Origin of the sequence: Porphyrobacter sp. YT40, from assembly GCF_006542605.1 — a bacterium.
Classification (GTDB): domain Bacteria; phylum Pseudomonadota; class Alphaproteobacteria; order Sphingomonadales; family Sphingomonadaceae; genus Erythrobacter.
The window spans coordinates 164527-191437 of sequence record NZ_CP041222.1; the positions used below are offsets into that span (position 1 = coordinate 164527).

Here is a 26911-nt window from a genome sequence, read left to right on the forward strand (position 1 = left end):
GATGACCGCTGCGGCCGCACAAACTCTGCCTGTTCCATCAGCCACTTCGGGCGCATCGCCTCCCGCCGGGTGGGACGCCCTGCGCGCCGACGACAATATCCAGTTCGCCCCGGTCGAAATTCCCGAGATCCCCCCGCGCGAGCCTTCATGGTTCGAAAAGATGCTCGCCGACGTCATCGGATGGCTTGCCGATCTGTTCTCGCCGCTGGGCTCGGCGCTGGGCGGGTCGTGGGGCTGGCTGCAATGGGTGGTGCTGGGCGGGGTCGTGCTGTTTGCCGCGGTCCTGCTGTACCGGCTGTTCGGCGACAGCTTCGGCTGGCGCGGCAAGGCCAAGCCCGAGGCGGCCGCCACCGAGGAATGGCGGCCCGATGCCGCCGCCAGCCTCGCGCTGCTCGAAGATGCCGACCGGCTGGCCGCGCAGGGCCGGTTCGACGAGGCCACGCACCTCCTGCTGCAACGCTCTGTCCAGCATATCGCCGCCGCCCGGCCCGATTGGGTCGAGCCGTCCAGCACCGCGCGCGAGCTGGCCGCCCTGCCCGCCCTGCCCGGCCAGGCCCGCGCGGCCTTCGGGGTGATGGCCGAGCGGGTGGAACGCTCGCTCTTCGCGCTGCGGGCGCTCGAGCGCGCCGACTGGGAAGCCGCGCGCGCGGCCTATGCCGAATTCGCGCTGGCCCGGATCGACGGCACGCGGGAGTTGGCCGCATGACCGCCGCAGCAGCCGCCGCCAACCGGGCCACCGGCGCAAACGGCCCGGCCTTCACCAAATTCGGTGCCTTCGTGCTTGTCACGGCAGGTTTCGCCCTGTTCATTGCGCTACTCTACCTCATCGGTTCGGGCGAGGAGATCGGGGACAGCGAAGGCCGCGGCGGGCAGGCCCATGCCGCCAGCAACGGGCTCAACGGCTATTCCGGTCTCGTCCGGCTGGTCGAGGCCGAGGGATTCGATACCGAGCGCTCGCGCAGCCCCGGCGGTCTGGAGACGCGCGGCCTGCTGGTACTCACCCCCGGCCCCTATACCGAGGCCGAGGAGATCGCCGAGATCATCAAGGACCGCACCTATCGCGGGCCGACGCTGGTGATCCTGCCCAAGTGGCAGGCGATCGCGCCGATGGAGTTCATGCCGGCCGAAGTGCGCGAGAAGTTCAAACGCGGCTGGGTGATCCTGCTCGGCACGCAACCGGCGGGATGGGCCGAGGAATTGCCCGCGCCCTACCGCTTCCGCCACAAGTCCACGGGCGCGCGCGCGCCGGATGCGGGGCCGCCCCAGAACACACCCGCGCCACCGCCCGCCAAACCGGGCACTTGGCGCGGGTTTGGCGTATCGGGCAACCTGCCCGCAGCCCCGACGCTCTATGCCGAGCCGCTGTCCCCGCACGATACGCTGATCACCGATTCGGCGGGCCGCAAGCTGGCCTTCGCGGTGAACTTCGCGCGGGCGACCAACGCCGGGGCCGGGCCTGACCAACCCATCGTCGCCTACAGCGCCCAGCCGGTGGTGTTCCTCGCCGAGCCCGACATCGCCAACAATTACGGCCTTGCCGACAAGACCCGCGCTGCCGCTGCCGTGGCGCTGGTGACGCAGCTGGCGGATGAGGCCGAGACCGACAGCGTCACCTTCGATCTGACGCTCAATGGCTTCGGCGCGAGCGAGAATCTCCTGACGCTGGCCTTCCGTCCGCCCTTCCTTGCGGCGACCCTGTGCCTCATCGCAGCGCTGCTGATCGTCGGCTGGCGCGCGTTCCAGCGCTTCGGCCCGGCGGCGGCGAGCGGCGGGCCGGACATCGCTTTCGGCAAGCGCCAGCTGATCACCAACGGCGCAGGCCTGATCCTGCGCGCGCGGCGCTTCCGCCTGCTGGCCAAGCCCTATGCCCTGCTCAGCGCCCGGCGGCTGGCCGAGCGCATGGGACTGGCGCGGCCCGACCCCGAGGCGATCGACGCCGCCCTCGCGCGCCGCCTGCCCGACGAAGAACCCTACACCCGCCGCGCCGCCCGGCTCGAGGAGGCGAGCAAGCCCGCCGACATCCTCGCCGCCGCCAAGGCGCTCGACGATCTCAACCGCAAGCTTTCCTGAGGAATGACCCGCAGATGACCATGACCCTCGATGAAGTCCGCAGCCTCGCCGATGCGATCCGCGCCGAAATCGCCAAGGCGATCGTCGGGCAGGAGGATATGGTGGACATGCTGCTGACCGCGCTGCTGGCCGAGGGCCATGTGCTGCTCGAAGGCCCGCCGGGCACCGCCAAGACCCTTCTCGCCAATGCCTTCGCGACCTCGCTGGGCCTCGATTTCGGGCGCATCCAGTTCACCCCCGATCTGCTGCCGGGGGACATTCTGGGGTCGAACCTGTTCAACTTCCAGACCAGCCAGTTCACCCTGACCCGCGGCCCGATCTTCTGCGACCTGCTGCTGGCGGACGAGATCAACCGCACCCCGCCCAAGACGCAGGCCGCGCTGCTCGAAGCGATGCAGGAGCGCCGCGTGACGCTGGACGGGGAGACCTATTCGCTGCCCGCCAGCTTCATGGTGGTCGCAACCCAGAACCCGATCGAGAACCAAGGCGTCTATCCCCTGCCCGAAGCGCAGCTCGACCGTTTCCTGTTCAAGCTGCTGGTGCCCTATCCTGCCGAGGAAGAGGAAGCGCGGATCGTTGCCACCTATGGCCAGCGTTCCGGCCCGCAGCGGCCCGCCGATCTGGGGGTGGTCGCCGTTACCGACGCCGCCGGCATTACCGCCGCGAGCGCGGCGCTGGGGCAAGTCACCGTGGCCGATGACATCACCCGCTATGTCGTGCGCCTGATCCGCGCCACCCGCGAGCATGCCGAACTCACTGTCGGCGCCTCCCCGCGCGCCGCCGTGCTGCTGGCCGGGGCCGCCCGCGCCCGCGCCGCGCTGGAAGGGCGCAGCTATGTCATCCCCGATGACGTCAAGGCGCTCGCGGTGCCGGTGCTGCGCCACCGCCTGACGCTCTCCCCCGCCGCCGAGATCGAGGGGCGCAACATGGAAGCGCTGGTCGCCGATCTGGTCGAAGCGACCGAGGCACCGCGCTGAAGTGCTGCGCGTCCTGCGCCTTGTCCTCGGCTTTCTGCTACGTCCGCTCAGGCCGCTGCTGATCGTCGCGCCGACCGAGCGCGCGGCGTGGATCGCGGCGGCGCTCGCCCCGGTGGCGCTGCTGATCGCCGCCGCCGCGCCGGGTGCATGGGTCGCCGCGCCGCTGCTGGCGGGCGGCCTGCTGGCGCTGGTCGCGCTGGACGCGCTGCTGGCCGGCCGGGTCGAGGGGTGGGAGATCCGCACGGCGGAGGATATCGAGGTCGGCCAGCCGAGCTTTCTCGCCGTCACCGCGCGCTTCGTGGGCCGCACACCCTCGCGCGCCGAGGCGGCGCTCGCCTGCGATCCGCGTCTGGCTGAGGAGGGCCGCATCACCCTCGCGCTTGCCCCGCAGCGCGATGTGCCGGGCTGGCGCGGGGAGGCGACGCTGACCCCCACCCGCCGCGGCACCGCACCGGTCGAACGGGCGTGGCTCCGCTGGGTCGGCCCGCTCGGCCTCGGCGCGCGGCAGGTGGCCTATCCGCTCGAACAGGTGGTGCGCATCTGGCCCGATCTGTCGCCGGTGCGCTCACCCGACTTGCAAACTTTCCTGCGCAACGCCCAGATCGGCCTCATCAACCGCCGCATCCGGGGCGAGGGCACCCAGTTCGAGGCCCTGAGCGAATACGAGCCCGGCATGGACCGCCGCCGCATCGACTGGAAAGCGAGCGCGCGCCACACCCGCCTCTATGCCCGCGAGAACGAGAGCGAGCGCAACAACCAGATCGTCTTCGCCTTCGATTGCGGGCAGGCGATGTGCGAGCCGGTCGACGGGTTGCCGCGCATCGACCGCGCGGTCTCGGCGGCGCTGACCTGCGGCTATGTTGCGCTCAAGGGCGGGGACAAGGTCGCGCTGTTCGGCTTTGCCCGACGGCCGCAGATCATCACGCCGTTCATCGGCGATGCGCGCAGCTTTCACCGGCTGCAATCGGCGGCAGCGGGGCTCGATTACGAGCCGGTCGAGCCCAATTTCACCCTCGCCCTCGCCACGCTGACCGCGCGGCTCAAGCGCCGGTCGCTGGTGGTGGTGTTCTCCGACTTCACCGATCCCACCGCCGCCGAACTGATGGTCGAAAGCCTTGGGCGGCTGGTGAAGAAGCATCTGGTGCTGTTCGTCACCATGGCCGACAGCGAGGTCGAGGAACTGATCGCCGCGCCGCCGGGGGACATCGCCACCCTCGCCCGCTCGGTCACTGCCGACAGTCTTGCCCAGCAAAGAAAGCTGGTGCTCACCCGGTTGCGGCGGCTGGGGATCGACGTGCTCGAAGCCCCGTGGGAGAACATCGGCCCGTGCCTGATCGACCGCTATCTGGCGATCCGGGGCAGCGAGGCGATAGGATGACGAGGGGCGCATGAAGGCACCGATCATCTCCTCTTGGTTCGGACGCGGCACCGTCGCCGCGCCGCCCGATATCGAAAGCGCGGCGCTGCGTTCCGACCGCTTCCGGCTGGAGCGCGAGGGCGAGTGGCGGCGGCTGGAGGATATCGTCGCGCGGATGGAGCGGCGCGGAATGCGGCGCATCGCGGACGAGGATCTGATGGCGCTGCCTGCGCTCTACCGCACCGCCGCCTCTTCGCTTTCGGTGGCGCGCGAGACCAGCCTCGACGCTTCCACCCTCGCCTATCTCGAAGCGCTGGTGCAGCGCGCTTGGTTCCAGGTCTATGGTCCGCGCATGGGCTTCGTGCGCTGGCTGCGCGGCTTTTTGCTCGGTGGCTGGAGCCGCGCGGTGCGCGCGCTGTGGCTCGACATCTGCATCGCGCTGTTCGTGATGGTGGCGGGCACCATCGTCGGCTGGCTGCTCGTGGCGCAGGACGAGGCGTGGTATTACCGCCTCTTCCCCGCCAGGCCGGGTGAGGCGCGGGTGCCGGGGGCGAGCCGCGAACAATTGCTCTCGGTGCTGGCGACCGAGGAGAACGCCTCGGGCCTGTCGGCCTTTGCCGCGCAGCTGTTCAGCAACAATTCCGCGGTCTGCATCCTCGCCTTCGCGCTGGGCTTTGCCTTCGGCATCCCTTCGCTGCTGCTGCTGGTGCACAACATGGCGCTGCTGGGCGCGCTGCTATGGCTCTACAACGGGCAGGACGCGGTGGTGGAGCTGGCCGCATGGCTCAGCGTGCACGGCACGACCGAGCTGTTCGGCATCCTCCTGTCGGGCGCGGCGGGGATGCATATCGGGCGGGCGATGGCCTTCCCCGGCAAGCTGCCGGTGCTGGAGGCCGCCGGGGCCGCCGGACGCCGCGCGGCGGTGGTGATGGTGGGCGTGGTGATCATGATGATCGTCGCCGCAATTCTCGAAGCCTTCCCGCGCCAGCTGGTCGAAGGCACGCAGAACCGCTTCATGATCGGGGGCACGATGCTGCTGTTCTGGCTCAGCTACTTCTTCCTTTACCGTCCGGCCCCTCCGGCCGAGAGCGGGGCGGCATGAGCAGGAAACCCGCCGCCCTTCCCGCCGATCGCCGCGCGCGCACCATGATCACGCCCGAAGGCCTCGCCCTGCCCGTCACCATCGCCCCGCGCGCCAGCCGGGCGGGCGCGCTGATCATCGACGTGATGATCATCGTCTTCGGGCTGATCGTCTTCCAGATGGTGATGCGCTGGATCGCGGGCGGACTGATGGACAGCACCGGCTTCGACCTCGAAGGCGGCGAGACCGGGGCCTTCGAATTCCTGATCATCCTGTTCGCGCTGGTCGTGTTCGTCACCTGGTATGGCTATTTTCTGGTGCAGGAGCTGGGCCCGCGCGGGGCGACCTTGGGCAAGCGCATCGTCGGCATCCGCGTCGCCGCGCGCGGCGGAGCGCGGCTCACTCCCGAAGCGGTGATCGCGCGCAATCTGCTGCGCGATATCGAGATCTTCTATCCGCTCATTACGCTCGCGGTGCTGCTGGTGCTGGCCAACACCGGGCAGGATATCGGCATCCTCGGCTGGGTGGCGGCGGGCTGGTTCGCGCTGTTCCTGCTGTTCCCGTTCTTCAACCGCGACAGCTTGCGCGCGGGCGACATCGTCGCGGGCACCTGGGTGGTCGATCGCCCGCGCACCAAGCTGGCGCAGGTGCTCAGCACGCAGGGCGCCGCCGCCGCCAACGGGGCGAGCGAGGTCACCGGCGCGCGCTACGATTTCGGCGAGGCCGAGCTGTCGGTCTATGGCGAGAAGGAGCTGCAAACGCTCGAACGGATGCTGCGCGATGCCCAGCCCGATGCGCTGAAAGCGGTGCACGCCGCGATCTGCCGCAAGATCGGCTGGGATCCCGGCGCGGGTGACGAGCGGGCGTTTCTCGAGGCCTTCTATGCGCAGCTCCGCGCCAAGCTCGAAGGGGACATGCGGTTCGGCAAGCGCAAGGCGGACAAGCACTCATGACCATGGATCGGCGTTTCTTCATCGGCGGCAGCCTCGCGCTCGGGGCCTCGGCTTGCATCCCGCCCGACCAGAGCCCGCTCGGGCGGTTGGCGGCGGAGCTGCGGATCATCGAGGCGGCGGGTGACGGCACGCTGGGGGTGGAGCTTTACAACACCGCGACCGGGCAGTCGGTCGGCCTCAACAGCGACCGCCGATTCGGCATGGCCTCCACTTTCAAGCTGTCGCTTGCGGCCCTGCTGCTGCAACGCGACGCGACGGGCACGGTGGATGCCGACCGGCGGGTGACATGGAGCGAGGCCGAGGTGCTGTCCTACGCCCCCTTCGCCCGTGAGCGGATCGCCACGGGCGCAAGCCTGCGCGAGTTGGCGCGGGCGGCGCAGGTCGTGTCGGACAACACCGCGGCCAATATCCTCCTGCGCGAACTCGGCGGCCCGGCGGCGCTCACCGCGTTCTGGCGCAGCATCGGCGACGAGGTCAGCCGCCTCGACCGGATCGAGCCCGAACTCAACATCGTGCCCCCAACCGAATTCCGCGACACCACCACGCCCGCCGCAATGGCGCGCAATGTGGCGAAGCTGGTCTATGGCGATGTGTTGCCGGAAGCCGAGCGGGCGGAATTGCGGGGCTGGATGATCGCCACCCAAACCGGCCTCACCCGCGTGCGGGCGGGCCTGCCCGAAGGCTGGGTCGCGGGCGACAAGACCGGCATCAGCGGGCTGGTCGGCACGGAAGGGAATTACAACGACATAGGCTTTGCGGAGGGGCCGAAGGGCGAGGGGCCGATCACCTTCGCCTGCTATTTCCGCGCGCGCGGCCCGGCCGAAACGATGAAAGCCCGCGCCGATCTCGCGCTGTCGCGCATCGGCCGCATTATCAAGGAATTCGCCGAGCCGGAGCGTGGCTTGCCGCTGGTGGGGAAGATATACTGACCAATCACCGTTCGCCCTGAGCTTGTCGAAGGGCCGTTTTGCTTCCTTGCAAAGTCAAAAAGGAAGGACGGTGCTTCGACAAGCTCAGCACGAACGGGTGCGGATCAATGATCCGGCGTGCTCGACGCACGTTCCTCGCCGCCGAAGATCGCCACTTCGTTCAGCCCTGCGCTGGTCGCGCGGCCGCGATACATGCCGGTGGTGTTAAAGCTGAAGATCGCGTGCCCCTCGGGCGTGACGAGGATCACCCCGCCATCGCCGCCGAGCGCAGCCACGTCAGCCATGACAGAATCGGCGATTGACTGCGCTAAATCTTCTGGAGCTCTAGGCAACTTAAGCTCAAACGAATTTGCATCATCGGAGCCTGCCTTTGCGAGCGCCTCTCCCAAAGCCGATTCCATGGTTTGCGGGTCAACAGTCCACCACGTCCGCAGCCTTGCACAAATCTCATGCGCCACGCCGACGCGGATGAAATACTCCCCCCACCCCGTCGCCGAGAGCGCACAGGCGCGATTATCCGCATAAGTCCCCGCGCCGATCATAGGCGCATCGCCCACGCGGCCCCAGCGCTTGCCGGTCATCCCGCCGGTCGAGGTGCCCGCCGCCATGTTGCCCTTCGTGTCGAGCGCCACCGCACCCACCGTACCGAACTTGTGATCGACATCGAGCGCCGAAAGCTTCTCCGCCTTCAACCGCTCCAGCGCCTCGCGCCGCGCCTCCGTGGCGAAATATTCGGGCGGGGTGACTTCAAAGCCCTTTTCCGCCGCAAAGGCCTCTGCGCCTGCACCCATCAGCATCACGTGCTCGCTCTGCGTGCGCACCGTGTCGGCGAGTAGAATCGGGTTCCTGACCGTCTTCACTCCCGCAACCGCGCCCGCCGAGCGATCCCGCCCGTCCATGATCGAGGCGTCGAGTTCGTTGGTCCCGTCCCAAGTGAACACCGCGCCCTTGCCGGCGTTGAACAGCGGCGAATCCTCCATGATGATGATTGCGGCCTTGATCGCGTCCATCGCATCGCCGCCCTCGGCAAGGATCTTCGACCCCGCATCCAGCGCCCGCTGCAAATCCGCCTCGTAAGCCGCGCGCTTTTCCGGCGTCATCGCCTTGGGATCGAGCGTGCCTGCCCCGCCGTGGATCGCCAGCGACCAGCGCGCCTGTTCGGGGGCGGCCTCCTCGGCAAGCGCAGGTTGAGACAGGAGGGCGAGCGCGACGGCGGCGATGAGCTTCTTCATGGCGGAGAGGTGTAACGCGCCCCCGTTCGTTTCGCCAGCTTAACAGCGCGCCCGCCCCGCGCTACGGCAAACGCGATGATCTACCGACCCGCCACCCTCGCCGATGCCCCGGCCCTCGCCAAGCTGGGCGAGGCCACCTTCGTCGCCGCCTTCGGCCACCTCTACACTCCGCACGACCTCGCCGCCTTCCTCGCCGAGGTCCACAGCCCCGGCCCGGTCGCGCAGGAGATTGCGGGCAAGGAATGCACCCATTGCCTCGTCGAGGATCAGGGCAAGCTGGTCGCCTATTGCAAGCTGCGCCATCCCAGCCACTACACGTCCTACTGCGACGCGCGCGATCCTATCGAACTCGGCCAGCTCTATTGCCTTCCCACCCACACCGGCCACGGCATCGGAGCCAAGCTGATGGACTGGACGCTGGAACAGGCGCGCAGCGGCGGGCACGATGCGGTGCTGCTCAGCGTCTATTCGGAAAACTTCGGCGCACAGCGCTTCTACCAGCGCTATGGCTTTGCCAAGATCGCCGACATCACCTTCCGTGTGGGCGAACAGCTCGATGCGGAGTATCTCTACGAATTGAAACTATAGCGCGACAGGAGAGCGACATGAGCGAATTCGGCTTCAGCAGCACCACCGACGAGGTGCTGGCGGACATCGACCTCTCAGGACGGACGGTTTTCGTCACGGGCGCGAATTCGGGGCTGGGGCAGGAAACCTCGCGCGCGATGGCGGCGCGCGGCGCGCATGTCATCATGGCCGGGCGCGATCAGGGCAAGCTGGACGAGGCCGTGGCGGCGATCCATGGCGCACACCCCAAAGCGCAGCTCGACACGCTGGCGGTCGATCTCGGCAATCTCGAGAATATCCGCGCCGCCACTTCACGCGCGCGCCAGCGCTTCGCCAAGATCGACCTGCTCATCAACAACGCGGGCGTGATGGCGACCCCCTTCCTGCACACCGCCGACGGGTTCGAGATGCAGCTGGGCACCAATCACCTCGGCCATTTCGCGCTGACGGGCGAGCTGTTTCCGCTGATCGAGCGCGGGCATTTGAAGCGCATCGTCAACCTCTCGAGCCGGGGGCACCATTTCAGCCCGGTGGACTTCGACGACCCGCATTTTACCGCCCGCGCCTATGACCCGTGGATCAGCTACGGCCAGTCCAAGACCGCCAACGTGCTCTTCACCGTGGGGCTGGAGGAACGCTTCGCGGTGCTCGGCATCCATGCCTATGCGGTGCATCCGGGCGGGATCCAGACCAATCTCGGCCGCCACATGACCCCGGAAATGACCGAGGCGCTGATGGCGCGCATCAGCTCGCGCGATGGCGACTTCGCATGGAAGACCGTCCCGCAAGGCGCGGCGACCAGCTGCTGGGCCGCGACCGCGCCCGAACTTGAGGGCAAGGGCGGGGTCTATTGCGAGGATTGCCACGTGGCCGAGGTGGACGACGAATCTGCCAAAGGCGGGGTGCGCTCCTACGCGCTCAATCGCAGCTATGCCGAACGCCTGTGGGCGATGAGCGAGGAGGCGACCGGGGTGCAATATCCCAGCTAATCTGCCACGAATTCCGCCAGCAGGCGCAAAGCATCCTTCGCCTCGCGGGTGGGGAGAATCGCCATGAAGACGTGCGGTGCGCCAGCGTATTCGTAGAGCTTGGCATTGACCCCTGCGGCGCGCAAGCGGGCGAGGAATGTGCGCGAATCGACGATGAAGATGTCGTGTCGCCCGGTCCAGATCCGGGTCGGCGGCAGCTGCGAAAGCGCCTCGGCGCTGGCGTAGAGCGGGCTGACGGCGGGATCGTCCATCGCCCTGCCCTCCGCCACCAGCCCGCCGCAGGCGCGCAGGGTGCCGATCTTGAGCATCACGTCATGCGGCTCGACCGCGGCGATGGCCGGATCGACAAGGCCGAGATCGAGCCACGGGGCGAACAGCGCCAGCTTGCCCGGCTGCGCCCCGCCCGCCGCCACCAGCCGCAGCGCCAGCGCCAGCGCCATGTGCCCGCCGGCGGAATCGCCGTTGAGGATGATCCGCGCCGGATCGTGCCGCGCGGCCAGATCGGCCCACACCGCATCGGCCAGCGCGCCCTGCGCGGTGTAGCTCGCCTCGGGCACCACGGGGTAGAGCGGCACGGTGACGCTCACCCCGCACCGCTTCACCATTTCGGCGACCAGCGGCCAGTGCACCCTGAACATCGGCCGCACGAAGCCGCCGCCGTGGAAATAGATCATGTGCCACGGAGCGGGGCCGCCCTTGGGATGCAGCGTCACCACCTCGTGGCCGAGCATCTCGCGCTCCTCGACCATAAACCGCTTGCGAAACGCCTCGGGCATCGGCGCATCGCGCGGCAGGGTGCGGCCCCGCATCGCCTGATCGAACCCCGCCGCGTCGAGCGGGAAGACCGGCTCCTGCCTGCTCACCAGCCACTTGATCGCGCGCATCAGCAGGCTGGGCGCGGGCGAGCGCAGTTCGGTGGCGGTGTCGGTCAGCATGGTCTCTCCCCTTGGCCCCATGCAGAGTGCCGCGCGCCGGGGCCAAGTCAAGCGAGCGCTTGTCATTGCCGCGTCGCGCTTTGGCGACTATATGCCGCCCCATGTCTTCCATTCGGCCCTGGCGCACAATCGAGCGGCGCAAATCGCGTCAGATCATGGTGGGGAACGTCCCCGTTGGCGGCGACGCGCCGATCACCGTGCAGACAATGACCAACACGCCCACCGAGGACGTGAAGGCCACGCTCGACCAGATCCGTCGCTGCGAGGAAGTGGGCGCGGACATCATCCGCGTCTCCTGCCCGACCGAGGAATCGACGCGCGATTTCAGGAAGATCACGCAAGGCGCCCGCATCCCGATCGTCGCCGACATCCATTTCCATTACAAGCGCGCGCTCGAGGCGGCGGATGCGGGCGCGGCCTGTCTGCGCATCAATCCCGGCAATATCGGCTCGGCCCAGCGCGTTGCCGAGGTGGTGCGCGCCGCCAAGGCCAATGGCTGCGCGATCCGCATCGGGGTGAACGCGGGCAGCCTCGAGAAAGACCTGCTCGAGAAATATGGCGAGCCCTGCCCCGAAGCGCTGATCGAAAGCGCACTTGATCACATCAAGCTGCTGCAGGACCACGATTTCCACGAATACAAGGTGGCGGTGAAGGCCTCCGACGTGTTCCTCGCGGTCGCCGCCTATCATGGCCTTGCCGAGACGGTCGATTGCCCGCTGCACTTGGGCATCACCGAGGCGGGCGGGCTGATCGGCGGGACGGTGAAGTCCTCGATCGGCATCGGCTCGCTGCTGTGGGCGGGTATCGGCGACACGATCCGCGTTAGCCTGTCGGCCGAGCCGGAGCAGGAGATCAAGGTCGGCTTCGAGATGCTCAAGGCCCTCGGCCTGCGCACCCGCGGCGTGCGGGTGGTGTCCTGCCCAAGCTGCTCGCGACAGGGGTTCGACGTGATCCGCACCGTGGAAACGCTCGAAAAGCGGCTCGAACACATCAAGACCCCGATGAGCCTTTCGGTTCTCGGCTGCGTGGTCAACGGGCCGGGCGAAGCACGCGAGACCGATATCGGCCTCACCGGCGGCGGCAATGGCAAGCACATGGTCTACCTGTCGGGCATGAAGGCCCACGCCATCGATGACGAGGCGATGCTGGAACACATCGTCAAGCTGGTCGAGGAAAAGGCCGCCGCGATCGAAGCGGGCGAGGCCACCGCCTTCGATCCCCACGCCGCACCTGCCGAAGCCGCCGAGTGATCCGCGCCGCGATTGCCGCAGGTCTGGCGCTGGGGCTGGCCGCCTGCGCGACGACGCCGGAAACCGCCGCGCCCGCGCACCCCGAGGCGCGTTCCTATGCCGTAACGCCGGACGCCATGGCCGATGTCGATGCGGCCCTCGCCCGCGCCGCCGCCGCTGACAAGCGGGTGCTGCTGGTGATGGGCGGTAACTGGTGCCACGATAGCCGCGCGCTGGCCGGATGGCTGGAAACGGAACGCTTCGCCGCGCTGATCGCCGAACGCTACGAAGTCGTCTATGTCGATGTCGGCGTGCCGCAGACCGGCGAGGGCCGCAATCTCGATATCGCCCGCCGCTTCGGTCTTGCCGAAATGACCGGCACCCCGGCGCTGCTGGTGCTGGATTCCGGCGGCACAGCGCTCAATCTCGAAACCGCCGCCAGCTGGCGCAACGCCGCCAGCCGCAGCGAGGATGCGATCTTCGATGAACTCGCCGCCCTCGCCCCCGCGCAGGTCGCGGCGGCTCCGGCAGGCGAGGCCGCTGCCACCCTCGTCACGGTGGGCGGCGATGCGGCAGGTTGCCGCTATGCTCTGTCGCCCGAGGGGCCGTGGCTGGCCGAAGTGACCGATCTGCCCGGCCTCAAGGCCAGCCGCCGCATCGAACTGCGCAGCGCGCCCGGCGCGCCCTGGCGCTGCGTCGCCGGGGGTATCTACGCCCTCCAGCAAAGCGGCGCGGTGGTGGGTTTCGTCTCCGATCCGGCCGGGTAACAGTCTTGAGCTTCCGACGATGATCGCAGCCCTCCTTCTCGCCTTCGCCCTCGCGATGGACGCCTTTGCCGTGGCGCTCACCCAAGGTGCGCGGTTCCGGCCGCGGGTGGCGGGCGGGTTGGCGATCGCGCTCACCTTCGGGGTGTTTCAGGCTGTGATGCCGCTGATCGGCTGGGGGATCGGGGCCTTCGCGCTCTCCTATATCGAATCCGTCGATCACTGGATCGCCTTCGGCCTGCTCGCCTTCCTCGGCGTGCGGATGCTGGGCGGCCATGTGGGGGAGGACGAGGCGGCGCGCAGGCTTACCGGCACCACGCTGCTGGTGGCGGGCGTGGCGACCAGTATCGATGCGCTGGCGGCGGGCATCACCCTCCCCACCCTCGGCGTGGAGCCACTGGTTGCGGCGGGTCTGATCGGGCTCGTCACCTTTGCCATGAGCGGCGCAGGCGTGATGCTGGGCCGCCGCGCGGGCGACCACGGCGGCACCTGGGCCGAGCGCGCCGGGGGCGTGATCCTGATCGGGCTGGGCATCAAAATCCTCGCCGAACATTCGGGCTGGTTGTGAGGCTGTCCTACAGGTGATGAAGCTGGCATGGTGCCGCGCATGAGCCCGCTGCCGAACACCCTCCGCCGTACTTGCAACCGCAGCCTCGTACGGGCCGTAAATTTTGGTCCTAGACAGTGTCTCATCTGTCTCCAACAGACAGGAACAGGCCCGCTATTCTGAATGCTGCACGTCGTTCACCACGCCGACTACATGGCCCCGCGCCCCGAACGCGGCACCTTCCGATTCGACAAGTACTACCTCGTGATGGAGGAACTTCGTGCGAGCGGTGCGCCAATCACCGAACACGCGCCCGAGCCCATGCCGCGCCAATGGCTCGAAGCGGTCCACTGCCCCGCCTATGTCGACGAGGTGTTCCGCGCCGAAGTGCCCCGCGTGAAGGAGCGGCGCATCGGCTTTCCCGTCACCCCCGCGATCCGCGACCGCGTGCGCCATACCAATGGCGGCACTTGGCTCGCCGCGCAGCTGGCGATGACGCATGGCTACGCCGCCAACTCCGCCGCCGGGAGCCACCATGCGCTGCATGATACCGGCGCGGGGTACTGCGTGTTCAACGACCTTGCAGTGACCGCCAACCGCCTGATTGCCGAGCGCCACGCTGCGCGCGTGCTGATCGTCGACTGTGACGTGCATCAGGGTGACGGTACCGCCAGCCTTACCGCAGGCCGGGAGGACATCTTCACCCTTTCGCTGCATGCCGAGAAGAACTTCCCCGTCAGAAAGGCGCGCTCGAGCCGCGATATCGGCCTGCCCGACGGGATGGACGATGATGGCTACATGGCGGTGCTGACCCGCCACCTGCCCGAGGTCTTCGCCGACTTCGCGCCGGACTTCGTGCTCTATCAGGCGGGCGTCGATCCCCACCGCGACGACAAGCTTGGGCGGCTGGCGCTGAGCGACGCGGGCCTTGCCGCTCGCGACCGTTTCGTGATCGCCGAAGCCCGCAAGCGCGGCCTGCCCGTCGCCAGCGCGCTGGGCGGCGGCTATGGCGACGATGCGCGCGCTGTCGCTGCTCGCCATGCCGCCTCGATGCTGGCAATGGCCGAGGAGAACACCGCGTTTTGCGCACCGGCCTCCACGAGTTGAGGCGTGCGTGCGATGAACCGTTGCAGCCGTTATTGGGAACGCAAGGTCGCGGGTTTACGTTGTGACGCAATGAAGCGGCGCGACATTCTGAAGGGCACTCTGGCAGTCGGGGCAGCGCTTGCCCTGCCCGCGCGCGCCTTTGCCACGGTCGCTGCCGGCACCCCGCGCGACCGCATCCTGTTCGACATCGCCCGGCGCGAGCTGGTGCGGGCGGGCAATGCGATCTGGAAGACCGACATCGTCGGCATCGCCGATTTCGGGCTGCACTCGGCCAAGCCGCGGTTCCACTTCGTCAACCTCGAACGCGGCGAAGTGCGCTCGCACCATGTCAGCCACGGGACGGGTTCCGACCCGCAGCACGATGGCTGGCTCAAGCAGTTCAGCAACACCGAAGGCTCCAACGCGACCAGCCGCGGGGCTTATGTCACGTGGGAGTGGTACAAGGGCCGCTACGGCACCTCGGTGCGCCTCGGCGGGCTCGACCCCAGCAATGACGCCGCGCTGCAACGCTATATCGTGATGCACCGCGCTGACTATGCCGAGCCTGCGCACCTCGCCAAATGGGGCCGGATGGGCCGCTCCAACGGCTGCTTCGCAATGGGCAGCGAGGAATTCCGCGAGGCGCTGCTGCACCTGTCGGGCGGGCGGCTGCTGTTTGCGGATTCGCTCGGGCTGGAAGAAGACGGCAGCATCCAACCTGTGCCCGAACTCGCGATGATCGAGCGCGCCCCGCTCGACCTGTCGGCGCGCCCCTCGATCAGCGGCTATTGAGGCGTGGCCTACCGGGGCGGCTTCGGCAGGCCGGCATCGCTGCTGGGCGCGACAGCGGGGGCGATTGTTCCGGCGAGCATCATGGCGGGCCTGATCGGGACGGTGTGCGTGACCGTTCCCTTTGTCGCGATGCTGCTGGTGGACGGGTTTCTGAGCCCCTTGTCGCTTGAATCGCTGATCAACGCGCTGATGCTGTCCGGCATGATGATCGCGATCGGCTCGTTCGCCGGCACCTTTGTGGTCGGCTGGTTTCTGGCGATCTTCGGCCTGCCAGTGGCGTTGCTGATGGGCGAGCGAATTCGCACATCAGCCGGATTGCTCATCTCCGTGACAACGGCGGCAGCGGCGGCGCTGATCGCGCTCCGCTGGATGTGGGGCACGACCGCCGCATCGCCAAAGGCGATCTGGGAGGATGACGCGCTAATCGTCTTCGCCTTCGTCCTGCCCGCCGCGTGGTTCTACCGGCGGCAGGTGATCGCCATGCTCGACGAACTGCCCGACAATTAGGTGTCCTGCAGGTCGTCCTCGATCACGATCACCTCGTCGGTCGGCACGCTGCTGCGGTTGCGCACGCGCGGCTTGTCGAGGCTGGCGAGCACCTTGGTGTCGCGGCCGTAGATGTCCTTGAAGGTCGCCATCTCGCCGTTGATGTCGGTCGCCATCGTGAAATAGGTGATATAGGCCGGGAACTGCTTTTCGAGCATCACCTTGGTGTACTTGCCCGAATCCGCGATCGCGACCGCTTCTTCCTTGGTCGCGCCCTTGCCGAGGATCGCCATCGTCATCGCCAGCTCGAGCGCCCGCTCGGTGCGCACGCAGCCGTGGGAGAGCGCGCGGAAATCATTGGCGAACAGGTGCCGCGAAGGCGTGTCGTGGAAGAAGATCGCGTGTTCGTTGGGCATTTCGAGCTTCATGCGGCCCAGCGAATTGCCCGGCCCCGGCTGCTGCACCACGGTGACATAGCCATTTGCACCCTTGGTCGCGACATAGCCGTTGCGCTTGCCCCATGCCGGATTGGCGAGCACCTTCGCGCCCAGCCCCTCGCCCTTGACGATCGACTGCGGCACCGTCCAGGTCGGGTTGAAGACGACGCCTTCGACCATCTCGGCCAGCTGCGGAGTGGCGGTGCGCCCCGGCTTGCCGACGATGGTGCGATAGCTGCGGATGATCTTGTTCTTCACCGTCAGCCGCAGCTGGAATTCGGGCACATTGGTGATGAGATATTGCGCGCCCAGATCGCGCTGGAGCCAGCGCCAGCGGTCCATGTTGGCACGGATCAGCTTGCGGCGCGCGGTCTGGCCGTCGGACGTCGCTGCCAGTTCCGCCTTCAGCCGGGCGTAATCGGGATGGGTGGGATTGAGCTTCATCAGCGCGCCCGCGATGTCGCCGCTCGCCAGCGCCTCGGCCATGACGGCGCCTGCCGGAAACAGGTCACGGTCGGGGTCGATCACGAACCACTGCTCGCGCGCCTCCATCGGGGTGCGCCCGTCGCGCAGGTCCTCGACCAGCCACACGAAGCTTTGCGAGGCGAGCTCGTTCAGCTCCTTCGACGGGCCCGAGGCGAGCGCGACCCTGAGCGGTTCGAGATCGTAATCCTTGGGGTCGAGCCCCTCGGCGCCGATCCCCTCGATCACGGCGACGAGGCGCGCGGCCTGCCCCACGGTCCAGTTCTGGACCAGCGGAACGGCGGTCTCGGCGCCCTGCACCACCGGTTCGGACACGGTCTGGCCAAAGGTTTCGGCGACCGACGGACGCTTTTGTGTTTCGCTGGGGGGCGGCAGTTTCGCCGGGGCCGGGCCACCCTGCAAGGCGGCTTCGGGATTGGCGCGCACCGACTGGGCGGGCGCAGCGGTTTCCTGCGCCAGCGCCGCGCTTGCCACCAGCGCCGCCACCGCAATCCCGCCTGCCAACTTGCCCGCAAATCTCATTGTCACTCTTGCCTTTTCATCCTGCGCCGCATGGAGTGCGGTCGCTTGTCGTCGCCCCGCCATCATAGAGGCAGCCGGTCGCCGCTATCAACCACCTTCGCTTTCGCGGCGATTAATATGCCCGGGCGTGACCTTGCGCGCACAGCCGCCTATGGAGCCGGCCATGCCGCCGCGCCATCATGCCCTGCTGCCCTTCGTCGCCGCGCTCGCCGGCGTCGGGTTCCTGTCGCTGATGGACGCCTTCATGAAGGAGGCCGCGCTGCTGATCGGGGCCTACACCGCCACGGTGCTGCGCGCCTTCATCGGCGCGGCGATCATCGCCCCGATATGGCTGGCCCGCGCGCCCGCCATGCCGAGCCGCGCGGTGTGGAAGCTGCATTGGGAGCGCGGGCTGGTCTCGGCCTTCATGGCGCTGAGCTTCTTCTATGCGCTCACCAAGCTGCCGCTGGCCGAGGCGATCGCCCTGTCCTTCATCGCCCCGCTGATCGCGCTCTATCTCGCGCGCGTGCTGCTGGGCGAGGCGATCAGCCGCAACGCGATCCTCGCCAGCCTGCTGGGTTTCGCGGGCACACTGGTGATTGTCGGCGGGCGGATCGGCACAGGACGCTTCGACGACGAAACCGCACTGGGCGTCGCGGCGCTGTTCGTTTCGGCGCTGCTCTATGCCTACAACTTCATCGTCATCCGGCGGCAGGCGCAGGTCGCCGGCCCGCTGGAGATCGCGACCTTCCATTCGGGCATCGGCGGCGTGGTGCTGCTGACCCTCGCCCCGTTCCTGTGGGAGACCCCGCCTGCGGCGGCGCTGCTGCCGCTGGTGGTCGCGGGCGCGCTGACCGTGGCGGGATCGCTCGCCATCGCCTTCGCCTATGCCCGCGCGCCGGCCAGCGTGCTGGTGCCGACCGAGTATTCGGGATTCGTCTGGGCGGCGGGCTTCGGCTGGCTGTTCTTCCGCGAGCCCGTGACCTGGCCGACGCTCGCAGGAACCGTGCTGATCGTCACCGGCTGCTGGCTCGCGACGCGCCCTGCCCGCCCCGACCCGGTGGCTGCAGTCTAAGACTATTGACGCAAGGGAAGCCCCCTTGACCTCGCGCGCGCAGCAGCGCAGGAGCCCCAGCATATACCGCGCCCTTGGTGGATCGGGGGCGGGCCAATCGAAAGGACGCACACCCCCATGACCGCAATCGGCCAGGATTCGCTCGGCACCCGCCAGATGCTTGACGTCAACGGCAAGCAATATGCCTATTACTCGCTGGCGAAGGCCGCCGAGCAGCTCGGCGACATCAGCAAGCTGCCGATTTCGATGAAGGTGCTGCTCGAAAACCTGCTCCGCTTCGAAGACGGCGGCTTCACCGTCGATCGCAAGCACATTCAGGCAATCGTCGACTGGCAGAAGAACCCCGCCACCGGCGAGGAAATCCAGTACCGCCCGGCGCGCGTTCTCCTTCAGGACTTCACCGGCGTGCCCTGCGTGGTCGATCTCGCCGCGATGCGCGATGCGATCAAGCAGCTGGGCGGCGACACCGCCAAGATCAACCCGCTGGTGCCGGTCGACCTCGTGATCGACCACTCGGTGATGGTCGACGAATTCGGCCACCCCAAGGCGATGGAAGCCAACATGGCGCTCGAATACGAGCGTAACGCCGAACGCTACGACTTCCTCAAGTGGGGTTCCAAGAGCTTCAAGAACTTCACCGCCGTGCCGCCGGGCACGGGCATCTGCCACCAGGTGAACCTCGAATATATCGGCCGAGGCGTGTGGTCTTCCGAGGGGCCGGACGGCACGATGGTCGCCTACCCCGATACCTGCGTGGGCACCGACAGCCACACCACCATGATCAACGGCATGGGCGTGCTGGGCTGGGGCGTCGGCGGGATCGAGGCCGAGGCCGCGATGCTCGGCCAGCCGGTGTCGATGCTGATCCCCGAAGTGGTGGGCTTCTACCTCGAAGGCGCGATGGCCGAAGGCGTGACCGCGACCGACCTCGTGCTGACCTGCGTGCAGATGCTGCGCGAAGTCGGCGTGGTGGGCCGTTTCGTCGAATTCTACGGCCCGGGCGTCGCCAACCTCACCCTCGCCGATCGCGCCACCATCGCCAACATGGCCCCCGAATATGGCGCGACCTGCGGCTTCTTCGGCATCGACGACAAGACCATCGAATACCTGCGCCTCACCGGCCGCAGCGAGGAAAGCATCGCGCTGGTCGAAGCCTATGCCAAAGCACAGGGCATGTGGTTCGATCCGGCGAACGAGCCGGTCTTCACCAAGACCCTCTCGCTCGACATGGCCGCCGTCGTCCCCAGCCTCGCCGGGCCCAAGCGTCCGCAGGACAAGGTGGTGCTGCAGGAGGTGGACGAGCTGTTCAATTCCGATCTCGCCAAGGTTTACGGCAAGTCCGCGCCCGCCCGCGTCGGCGTGGAAGGCAAGGATCACGACATCGGCGATGGCGACGTGGTGATCGCCGCGATCACTTCGTGCACCAACACCTCCAACCCCGACGTGCTGATCGCCGCCGGTCTGGTTGCCAAGAAGGCCAACGAGAAGGGCCTCAAGCCCAAGCCGTGGGTCAAGACCTCGCTCGCCCCGGGCTCGCAGGTCGTCACCGACTATCTGGTGAAGTCGGGCCTGCAGGAGCACCTCGATGCGACCGGGTTCGACCTCGTCGGCTATGGCTGCACCACCTGCATCGGGAACTCCGGGCCGCTCGCCGCGCCGATCAGCGCCGCGATCAACGGCAACGACATCGTTGCCGCCTCGGTGCTGTCGGGCAACCGCAACTTCGAAGGCCGCGTCTCTCCCGACGTGCGCGCCAACTTCCTCGCCTCGCCGCCGCTGGTGGTCGCTTACGCGCTGAAGGGCACCGTCACCGAAGACATCACCACCACCCCGATCGGGCAGGACCAGAACGGCAATGACGTGATGCTCGCCGACCTGTGGCCCACCAACGCCGAGATCGCCGCGCACCGCGCCGCCAATATCGACCGCTCGATGTTCGAAAGCCGCTACGCCAACGTCTATGACGGTGACGAGCACTGGCAGGCGATCACCGTGGAACCGTCCGACACCTACCAGTGGCGCGCCGGTTCGACCTATGTCGCCAACCCGCCCTATTTCGAGGGCATGACCATGACCCCGGCGCCGGTCACCGACATCGTCGATGCCAAGCCGCTGGCGGTGCTGGGCGATTCGGTCACGACCGACCACATCTCCCCGGCCGGTTCGATCAAGGAAGACAGCCCGGCGGGCAGCTACCTCAAGTCGAACCAGGTCGCGAAGAAGGACTTCAACTCCTACGGCTCGCGCCGCGGCAACCACGAGGTCATGATGCGCGGCACCTTCGCCAACATTCGCATCAAGAACGAGATGGTGCCGGGCGTCGAAGGCGGCTTCTCGACCTACAAGGGCGAGGTGATGCCGATCTACGACGCGGCGATGAAGCACAAGGAAGACGGCACGCCGCTGGTTGTCATCGGCGGCAAGGAATATGGCACCGGCTCCAGCCGCGACTGGGCGGCCAAGGGCACGATCCTGCTGGGCGTGCGGATGGTGATCGTCGAGAGCTTCGAGCGTATCCACCGCTCGAACCTCGTCGGCATGGGCGTGCTGCCCTTGCAGTTCAAGGACGGCGACACGCGCGAGACGCTGGGCCTCACCGCCACCGACAGCTTCTCGATCCGCGGTCTGGCCGACCTCGTGCCGGGGCAGGACGTCACGGTCGAAGTAACCCGCGAGGATGGCACGCAGTTCAGCTTCACCGCGCTGTGCCGCATCGATACCGCGAACGAGATGGAATATTACCGCCACGGCGGGATTCTCCATTACGTTCTGCGCAAGCTTGCGGCATAAGACGCGCATGATCCGCGCCCGTCTCGCCCTTCCGCTTGTGCCTGCCGCGCTGCTGGCGCTGGCGGCCTGCGGGGGCGAGACGGGGCAGGGCCCCAGCGGCGATGCGCCGGCGCTCGGTTTCGAGCTGGCGATGGCCCGCACCGGCGATTCGGCCACCGAGGCCGCCTCGGCCACCATCGTCACGCTTACCCCGGAAGAACTCGCGGCCAGGCTCGCCAAGGGCAATGTCCGCCTGATCGACGTGCGCACCGATGAGGAGGTCGCCGAAGGGGTGATCCCCGGTGCCGAGCACATCCCGCTCGACCGCTTCGATCCCGCGGCCCTCGGCCCAGCGGATGGGCGCGAAGTGGTGCTCTACTGCCGCTCCGACCGCCGCTCGGGCATTGCCGCCGAAAAGCTGGCAGAAGCGACGGGCGCGCCCGCTACCCACTTGGAAGGCGGGATCCTCGCGTGGGAAGCCGCAGGTCAGCCGGTCGAAAAGCGGCCCTGAGGTCCCCTCAACACGCATGAAAAAGGGGCGGCCCGGTCATCGGCCGGCCCCTTTTCCGTTGCGCGCGTGGCGCGACGTGTCAGCCGAGGAACTTGCGACGCCCCAGAATCGCCGCGGCGGCGAGGCCGAACAGCACCGTCATCGGCGGCGCGGGCACATCGTGACCGCCCGAGGTCGACGAGCTGCTGCTGCTGCTGCTTGAGGACGAGGAGGAGGACGAGCTGCTGCTCGACGACGAGCTCGACCCCGAAGAGCCGCTGCTACCCGACGAACCCGACGAACCGCTGCTCGACGAAGACGACGAGGAAGACGAGGAAGAGGACGACGAGCTGCTGGTGCTGCTGGTCATGTCGCCCGAGCTGCCGCCGCTGGTCGCCCCGCCCGAGGAGGAGGACGAGCTGCCGCTCGACGACGAAGACGACGACGAGGAACCCGAGGAACCCGACGAGCCGGAGCTACCCGGATGGCCCGGCTTGCCGCTGCTCCCACCCGACGAGGACGACGACGAAGAGGATGACGACGAGGAACTCGACGACGAAGACGAAGAGGACGACGAGGACGAAGACACCGCGCCCGTCGACGAGCTGACATTGCCCGACGAGCTGGAGACGTTACCCGAAGAACTCGACACGTTGCCCGAAGAGCTCGAGACCGCTCCGGTGCTCGATGACACCGCGCCCGTGCTGCTCGAAACCGTGCCCGAGCTGGAAACCGCGCCGGTCGACGAGGAGACATTGCCCGAAGTGCTGGTGCTCGACACCGCGCCGGTGCTGCTCGACACCTGCCCGGTCGAGGTCGAGGTCGAAACCTGACCGGTCGACGAGCTGATCTGGCCCGAGGAAGAGGTCGTCGAGGTGGAATTGTCGATGTCGATGTCGATCACGACGCCGCTGCTGCCGCTGGTGCTAGTCGTGCCCGGATCGCCGCCGCCCGAGGTGGTGGTGCTGATCACCGAGACATCGCCCGAGGACGAGCCACCGCCCCCAAAGAAGCCGCCGAAGAAGCCGCCTCCGAACCCGCCGCCAAAGCCACCGCCGCCGAAGCCGCCGCCCCAGCCACCGCCGGGGCCGCCGCCGCCCGAAATCGGCGGCAGGGGCGGAAGCGGCGCAGGCATATAGGCGACCTGCGCGATCGGCGGGCATTCATTCGCGTCGAAATAGGCCTCGACCGCCCCGGCGGGACGGCTCGGCGCAGCCGCCGCAATCGCGCCTGCCGGACCGACCGGCTGGCATTCGACCGTGCGCTCGACGATCCGGCGGCGGCGCTGTTCCGGCGGCGCCGGGATCACGCGCTCGCGCGTCTTGATGTAGCGCGCGCCGGTCACCGGATCGACCTGCACCAGCTTGCCGTCGATATTGGTCGAATAGTCCGGCGCGTCGGTGTTCATCGGCTCGGCCACGCGCACGGCGCCGCCTTGCAACAATGCGACACCCGCAGCAGCGGCGGAAAGCTTCGCGATGGCCAGTTTGAGCGACATGGTCGTTTACCCTGTTTGCCTGTGACAGCGCCTGCGGACAGCCCGCAGCTTCTGCCAAGTCCAGCCTTCTTCTGATGCGAGAAGGCGCGGACGGGCAATCCGCTTAACCATGCACTGTGCCGGGAAGAGGCGGAAATGGCCCCGAAATCCGGGCTTTTCCGCCGCCCTGTCCCGAACTGGCACCGAAAACGGGGGTCGCGTTAGTCGATAGGTTAACGCGGGCGTGCGGACTCAGTCCTCGAACAGTCCGGCCTGGGGCGGGGGTGATTCTCTGGGCGGGGTCAGCTCCAGATGCGCCCATCCGGCATCGTTGAGCATGCGCCCGCGCGCTGTGCGGGCGACGAGGCCGAGCTGGATGAGGTAGGGCTCGACCACCTCCTCCACCGTGTCGCGCGGTTCGGCGAGGCCTGCGGCGAGCGTCTCGATCCCCACCGGGCCGCCCTTGTAGGTGGTGGCGATCATGGTGAGGTAGCGGCGGTCCATCGTGTCGAGCCCGAGGCGGTCGATCTCGAGCCGGGTCAGCGCCTCGTCCGCGACCGCCCGGGTCACGCTGGCACTGCCCGCGACATCGGCAAAGTCGCGCACGCGGCGCAGCAGGCGGCCCGCGACCCGCGGTGTACCGCGCGAGCGGCGGGCGATCTCGTGCGCGCCGTCGGGCGCAATCGCGAGACCCATGAGGCCCGCCGCGCGGGTGACGACGCGCTCCAGTTCCTCGTGGGTGTAGAAGTTGAGCCGCACCGGAATGCCGAAACGGTCGCGCAGCGGCGTGGTCAGCAGGCCCTGCCGTGTCGTGGCACCGATCAGGGTGAAGGGCGGCAGGTCGATCCGGACAGAGCGGGCGCTCGGCCCTTCGCCGATGATAAGATCGAGCGCGCGGTCCTCCATCGCCGGGTAGAGCACTTCTTCCACGACCGGCGAGAGCCGGTGGATCTCGTCGATGAACAGCACGTCGTGCGGTTCGAGATTGGTGAGCAGCGCGGCGAGGTCGCCCGCCTTGGCGATGACGGGGCCGGAGGTGGCGCGGAAGCCCACGCCAAGCTCGCCCGCGATGATCTGCGCGAGCGTGGTCTTGCCGAGGCCGGGAGGGCCGAAGAACAGCGTATGATCCATCGCCTCCCCCCGCGCGCGCGCGGCGGCGATGAAGACTGCAAGGTTGCCCTTGGCCGCTTCCTGCCCGACGAACTCGGCCAGACGGCGCGGGCGCAGGGCTGCGTCCGGATCGCCGGGTTGGCGGACAGGGGAGTGGAGGGGGTCAGTCATTCACCAAGCAATGCCTTGCGAGCCAACGACACTTCTCCATGACGTCGCCCGGTTGGCGCTTTGCCGATAATGCTTCGAAGCCTCACAGTTCGCAAAAACGTCGTGTCTCGTGCGTTCATTAAGTCCGCATTTTGAGAAAGCGCCATCCCGATCAGTGTCTTTTCAAGCCAATTGATAAGACGTTTCGTTGAAGTCCGATCACGGCTGAGTTGCCAGTCGGGATCATGAAAGTGTCGAGTAATGAGAGGGAAAAAGAAGATACGGGGAGGCCCTCGTCGACCGGCGAACGCATCATTGTAGTGGTCGAGTTTGTGTTGCGTGAACGCTTCATCTCGAAACCCACCTTCACACCACGTTTTACCAACATACCAAGGCTTAATGCGTGCATCGCCGAGCGTGAATAAATAACATCCAATACCTCTTTCAGGCGAGGTATCATATTCCTCTGCTATGGCTTGCCACCAATCTGCCTTCGGTTTGCGAATTTTTCCGCCTTCGATGTTTAAATCAAATGGCCCGTATACTTCAAAAAAGTGGCGACCATCCTCATCATTAAATTTGCTCATGTTCACCCCGCCGCCTTCTTCAGCGCGACCCGGATCAGATCACCCTCGCTCGCGCCTTCGCCCAGTTCCTCGAGCGCGCGGGCCACGGCCTGCGCCGCCACGGCAGGCTTGAAGCCGAGGTTCTCCAAAGCGCTCGCCGCGTCCGCGCCCTTGCTGCCTGCGGGGGCCGCTGCAGCGCTCGGCGCGAAGCCGCCCGAGCCGCCCGGCATCGCGCCCGCCTTATCCTTCAGCTCGTTGACGATCCGCCCCGCCAGCTTCGGCCCCACGCCCTGTGCGCGGGCGACCATCGCCGCGTCGCCACGCCCGCAGGCGTCGCGCAGTTCTCCGGTCGAGAGCGCGGAGAGGATCGCGAGCCCCACCTTGCTCCCCACGCCCTGCACGCCGGTCAACAGGCGGAACCAGTCGCGCTCGGCCTGTTCGGCAAAGCCCAGCAGGCGCATATCGTTCTCGCTCACCTGCAATTCGGTGTGGACGGTGCAGCCCTCTCCGACCTCGCCCAGCGCGGCGAGGGTGCGGCTGGAGCAGTGGACGAGGTAGCCCACACCGCCCACGTCGACCACCGCCCAATCCTCGCCGGTCGCATCGAGCCTGCCTGAGAGCTTCGCAATCATGTTTTGTTCCTGCCGCAAGGCCACCCAAGCGTCCAGCCTTTATGGACAGATGCCCACACTTGCGCCAGATGGCGACGCATGAGCTGGAACACCTTTGGGCGCGTGCTGCGCTTTACCACCTGGGGAGAGAGCCACGGGCCCGCATTGGGCGCGGTTGTCGACGGGTGCCCGCCGGGGCTCGCGATCTCCGAAGCGTTCATCCAGCCCTTCCTCGATGCCCGTAAGCCCGGCACCAGCCGCTTCACCACCCAGCGGCGCGAGGATGATCTGGTGCGGATCCTCTCTGGGGTGTTCGAGGGCAAGACCACCGGCACGCCGATCAGCCTGACGATCGAGAACACCGACCAGCGCTCGAAAGACTACTCCGAGATCGCCCAGCGCTACCGCCCGGGCCACGCCGACTACGCCTATGATGCCAAATACGGCATCCGCGACTATCGCGGCGGCGGCAGGTCGTCGGCGCGCGAGACGGCGGCGCGGGTGGCGGCTGGTGCGGTGGCACGGTTAGTGATCCCCGAGGTCACGATCACGGCTTACGTGTGCGAACTTGGCGGCGACCGGATCGACCCGGCGGCCGTCGACTACACCGAAATCGCCAACAACCCCTTCTTCTGCCCCGATCCCGCCGCCGCCAAGCGCTGGGAGGAAAAGGTCGATGCCGCACGCAAGGCCGGATCATCGCTCGGCGCGATTGTCGAGTGTGTGGCGACCGGCGTCCCCGCAGGCTGGGGCGCGCCGATCTATGCCAAGCTCGACAGCGATCTTGCGAGCGCGATGATGAGCATCAACGCGGTCAAGGGCGTCGAAATCGGCGACGGCTTCGAAGCCGCGCGCCTGACCGGCGAAGAAAACGCCGACCGGATGCGCCCGGGGCCGGACGGCAAGCCGCTCTACCTCGCCAATCACGCGGGCGGCACGGCGGGCGGCATTTCGACCGGCCAGCCGGTGGTGTGCCGGGTGGCATTCAAGCCGACTTCCTCGATCCTCACCCCGGTGGAATCGATAAACTCAGCCGGCGAGGCGGTGGAGGTGGTCACCAAGGGCCGCCACGACCCCTGCGTCGGCATCCGCGGCACGCCCGTGGTCGAGGCAATGATGGCGCTGGTGCTGGCGGACCACAAGCTGCTGCACCGGGGGCAGGTGGGGCAATAATGCGCTAGCGTCGCGCACCGGAGAGCATCGATCTGACGGAACTTCCTGCTTGATTTTTCCTTACCCTGAGAAGGA

26 protein-coding genes are annotated in these 26911 nt (G+C 67.7%); 19 read left to right on the plus strand and 7 right to left on the minus strand.

Annotated elements, in window-relative coordinates:
* The first annotated feature begins 1 nt into the window (after nt 1).
* Genes E2E27_RS00795 through bla form a run of 7 tightly spaced genes read left to right on the plus strand, consistent with a single transcriptional unit; the run spans nt 2 to nt 7367 of the window.
* The gene (locus E2E27_RS00795; protein WP_141457084.1) at nt 2–706 is read left to right on the plus strand and encodes a hypothetical protein; all 705 of its coding nucleotides are present in this window, start codon (nt 2–4) and stop codon (nt 704–706) included.
* Entirely contained in the window at nt 703–2070 is a 1368-nt protein-coding gene (locus E2E27_RS00800; RefSeq protein ID WP_141457086.1) for a DUF4350 domain-containing protein, read from the plus strand. The genes E2E27_RS00795 and E2E27_RS00800 overlap by 4 nt, the downstream gene beginning before the upstream one ends.
* Before the next feature lie 20 nt (nt 2071–2090).
* The gene (locus E2E27_RS00805) at nt 2091–3047 is read left to right on the plus strand and encodes an AAA family ATPase (RefSeq protein WP_141461460.1); all 957 of its coding nucleotides are present in this window, start codon (nt 2091–2093) and stop codon (nt 3045–3047) included.
* Between the two features lie 4 nt (nt 3048–3051).
* The gene (locus E2E27_RS00810) at nt 3052–4425 is read left to right on the plus strand and encodes a DUF58 domain-containing protein (RefSeq protein WP_234036282.1); all 1374 of its coding nucleotides are present in this window, start codon (nt 3052–3054) and stop codon (nt 4423–4425) included.
* A gap of 10 nt (nt 4426–4435) precedes the next feature.
* Nucleotides 4436–5506: a stage II sporulation protein M gene (locus E2E27_RS00815; protein WP_141457090.1), complete on the plus strand. Its 1071-nt coding sequence runs from the start codon at nt 4436–4438 to the stop codon at nt 5504–5506.
* The gene (locus E2E27_RS00820) at nt 5503–6438 is read left to right on the plus strand and encodes an RDD family protein (protein ID WP_141457092.1); all 936 of its coding nucleotides are present in this window, start codon (nt 5503–5505) and stop codon (nt 6436–6438) included. Before E2E27_RS00815 ends, E2E27_RS00820 begins: the two co-directional genes overlap by 4 nt.
* A complete protein-coding gene (bla, locus tag E2E27_RS00825) occupies nt 6435–7367 on the plus strand; it encodes a class A beta-lactamase (RefSeq protein ID WP_141457094.1) in 933 nt (310 codons plus the stop codon). The genes E2E27_RS00820 and bla overlap by 4 nt, the downstream gene beginning before the upstream one ends.
* Nucleotides 7368–7471: 104 nt before the next feature.
* Here the strand turns inward: bla and E2E27_RS00830 are convergent, their stop codons facing one another.
* Nucleotides 7472–8599, minus strand: a complete 1128-nt coding sequence (locus E2E27_RS00830) for an isoaspartyl peptidase/L-asparaginase family protein (RefSeq protein ID WP_141457096.1) — start codon at nt 8597–8599, stop codon at nt 7472–7474.
* A gap of 75 nt (nt 8600–8674) precedes the next feature.
* Between E2E27_RS00830 and E2E27_RS00835 the strand changes: the two genes are divergently transcribed.
* Together E2E27_RS00835 and E2E27_RS00840 are read left to right on the plus strand one after the other, a co-directional pair.
* On the plus strand, nt 8675–9187 hold the full coding sequence (locus E2E27_RS00835) for a GNAT family N-acetyltransferase (protein WP_141457098.1): 513 nt from the start codon (nt 8675–8677) through the stop codon (nt 9185–9187).
* A gap of 17 nt (nt 9188–9204) precedes the next feature.
* Entirely contained in the window at nt 9205–10155 is a 951-nt protein-coding gene (locus E2E27_RS00840) for an SDR family NAD(P)-dependent oxidoreductase (RefSeq protein WP_141457099.1), read from the plus strand.
* Here E2E27_RS00840 and E2E27_RS00845 read toward each other — a convergent pair.
* Nucleotides 10152–11090 (minus strand): alpha/beta hydrolase, encoded by a 939-nt coding sequence (locus E2E27_RS00845; RefSeq protein WP_141457101.1) that lies wholly within the window; start codon nt 11088–11090, stop codon nt 10152–10154. The genes E2E27_RS00840 and E2E27_RS00845 overlap by 4 nt on opposite strands.
* A 101-nt stretch (nt 11091–11191) precedes the next feature.
* Between E2E27_RS00845 and ispG the strand changes: the two genes are divergently transcribed.
* From ispG to E2E27_RS00875, 6 genes are all read left to right on the plus strand, one after another.
* On the plus strand, nt 11192–12340 hold the full coding sequence (ispG, locus tag E2E27_RS00850; protein ID WP_141457103.1) for a flavodoxin-dependent (E)-4-hydroxy-3-methylbut-2-enyl-diphosphate synthase: 1149 nt from the start codon (nt 11192–11194) through the stop codon (nt 12338–12340).
* Complete coding sequence (locus E2E27_RS00855) at nt 12337–13086, plus strand: thioredoxin family protein (protein WP_141457105.1); 750 nt, start codon at nt 12337–12339, stop codon at nt 13084–13086. Before ispG ends, E2E27_RS00855 begins: the two co-directional genes overlap by 4 nt.
* Before the next feature lie 19 nt (nt 13087–13105).
* Complete coding sequence (locus E2E27_RS00860) at nt 13106–13651, plus strand: manganese efflux pump MntP (protein WP_141457107.1); 546 nt, start codon at nt 13106–13108, stop codon at nt 13649–13651.
* A gap of 162 nt (nt 13652–13813) precedes the next feature.
* A complete protein-coding gene (locus E2E27_RS00865) occupies nt 13814–14737 on the plus strand; it encodes a histone deacetylase family protein (RefSeq protein ID WP_141457109.1) in 924 nt (307 codons plus the stop codon).
* Nucleotides 14738–14806: 69 nt separating this feature from the next.
* Nucleotides 14807–15508 carry a murein L,D-transpeptidase catalytic domain-containing protein gene (locus tag E2E27_RS00870; protein WP_141457111.1) on the plus strand — a complete coding sequence of 234 codons (702 nt, stop codon included), beginning with the start codon at nt 14807–14809 and terminating at the stop codon, nt 15506–15508.
* Nucleotides 15509–15511: 3 nt separating this feature from the next.
* On the plus strand, nt 15512–16015 hold the full coding sequence (locus tag E2E27_RS00875; protein ID WP_141457113.1) for a hypothetical protein: 504 nt from the start codon (nt 15512–15514) through the stop codon (nt 16013–16015).
* On the opposite strand, the gene E2E27_RS00880 is transcribed toward E2E27_RS00875, so the two are convergent.
* On the minus strand, nt 16012–17436 hold the full coding sequence (locus tag E2E27_RS00880; RefSeq protein WP_141461462.1) for a L,D-transpeptidase family protein: 1425 nt from the start codon (nt 17434–17436) through the stop codon (nt 16012–16014). The genes E2E27_RS00875 and E2E27_RS00880 overlap by 4 nt on opposite strands.
* 163 nt (nt 17437–17599) lie before the next feature.
* On the opposite strand from E2E27_RS00880, the gene E2E27_RS00885 reads away from it, so the two are divergent.
* The 3 genes from E2E27_RS00885 to E2E27_RS00895 all read left to right on the plus strand — a co-directional run bounded on the left by E2E27_RS00885 (nt 17600) and on the right by E2E27_RS00895 (nt 21770).
* Complete coding sequence (locus E2E27_RS00885; protein WP_234036131.1) at nt 17600–18490, plus strand: DMT family transporter; 891 nt, start codon at nt 17600–17602, stop codon at nt 18488–18490.
* A 117-nt stretch (nt 18491–18607) separates the two neighbouring features.
* A complete protein-coding gene (acnA, locus tag E2E27_RS00890) occupies nt 18608–21280 on the plus strand; it encodes an aconitate hydratase AcnA (RefSeq protein ID WP_141457117.1) in 2673 nt (890 codons plus the stop codon).
* 7 nt (nt 21281–21287) lie between these two features.
* On the plus strand, nt 21288–21770 hold the full coding sequence (locus E2E27_RS00895; RefSeq protein ID WP_141457119.1) for a rhodanese-like domain-containing protein: 483 nt from the start codon (nt 21288–21290) through the stop codon (nt 21768–21770).
* 79 nt (nt 21771–21849) lie between these two features.
* On the opposite strand, the gene E2E27_RS18585 is transcribed toward E2E27_RS00895, so the two are convergent.
* The 4 genes from E2E27_RS18585 to ruvA all read right to left on the minus strand — a co-directional run bounded on the left by E2E27_RS18585 (nt 21850) and on the right by ruvA (nt 25684).
* Entirely contained in the window at nt 21850–23247 is a 1398-nt protein-coding gene (locus E2E27_RS18585) for a hypothetical protein (protein ID WP_181443511.1), read from the minus strand.
* Nucleotides 23248–23478: 231 nt separating this feature from the next.
* The gene (gene ruvB, locus E2E27_RS00915; protein WP_141457125.1) at nt 23479–24507 is read right to left on the minus strand and encodes a Holliday junction branch migration DNA helicase RuvB; all 1029 of its coding nucleotides are present in this window, start codon (nt 24505–24507) and stop codon (nt 23479–23481) included.
* A complete protein-coding gene (locus E2E27_RS00920; RefSeq protein WP_141457127.1) occupies nt 24504–25073 on the minus strand; it encodes a hypothetical protein in 570 nt (189 codons plus the stop codon). Before E2E27_RS00920 ends, ruvB begins: the two co-directional genes overlap by 4 nt.
* 2 nt (nt 25074–25075) lie before the next feature.
* On the minus strand, nt 25076–25684 hold the full coding sequence (ruvA, locus tag E2E27_RS00925) for a Holliday junction branch migration protein RuvA (RefSeq protein WP_141457130.1): 609 nt from the start codon (nt 25682–25684) through the stop codon (nt 25076–25078).
* A gap of 78 nt (nt 25685–25762) precedes the next feature.
* Here ruvA and aroC point away from each other — a divergent pair, with 78 nt between their 5' ends.
* Nucleotides 25763–26836, plus strand: coding sequence for a chorismate synthase (aroC, locus tag E2E27_RS00930; protein WP_141457132.1), 1074 nt, complete (start codon nt 25763–25765; stop codon nt 26834–26836).
* Nucleotides 26837–26911: the final 75 nt, after the last annotated feature.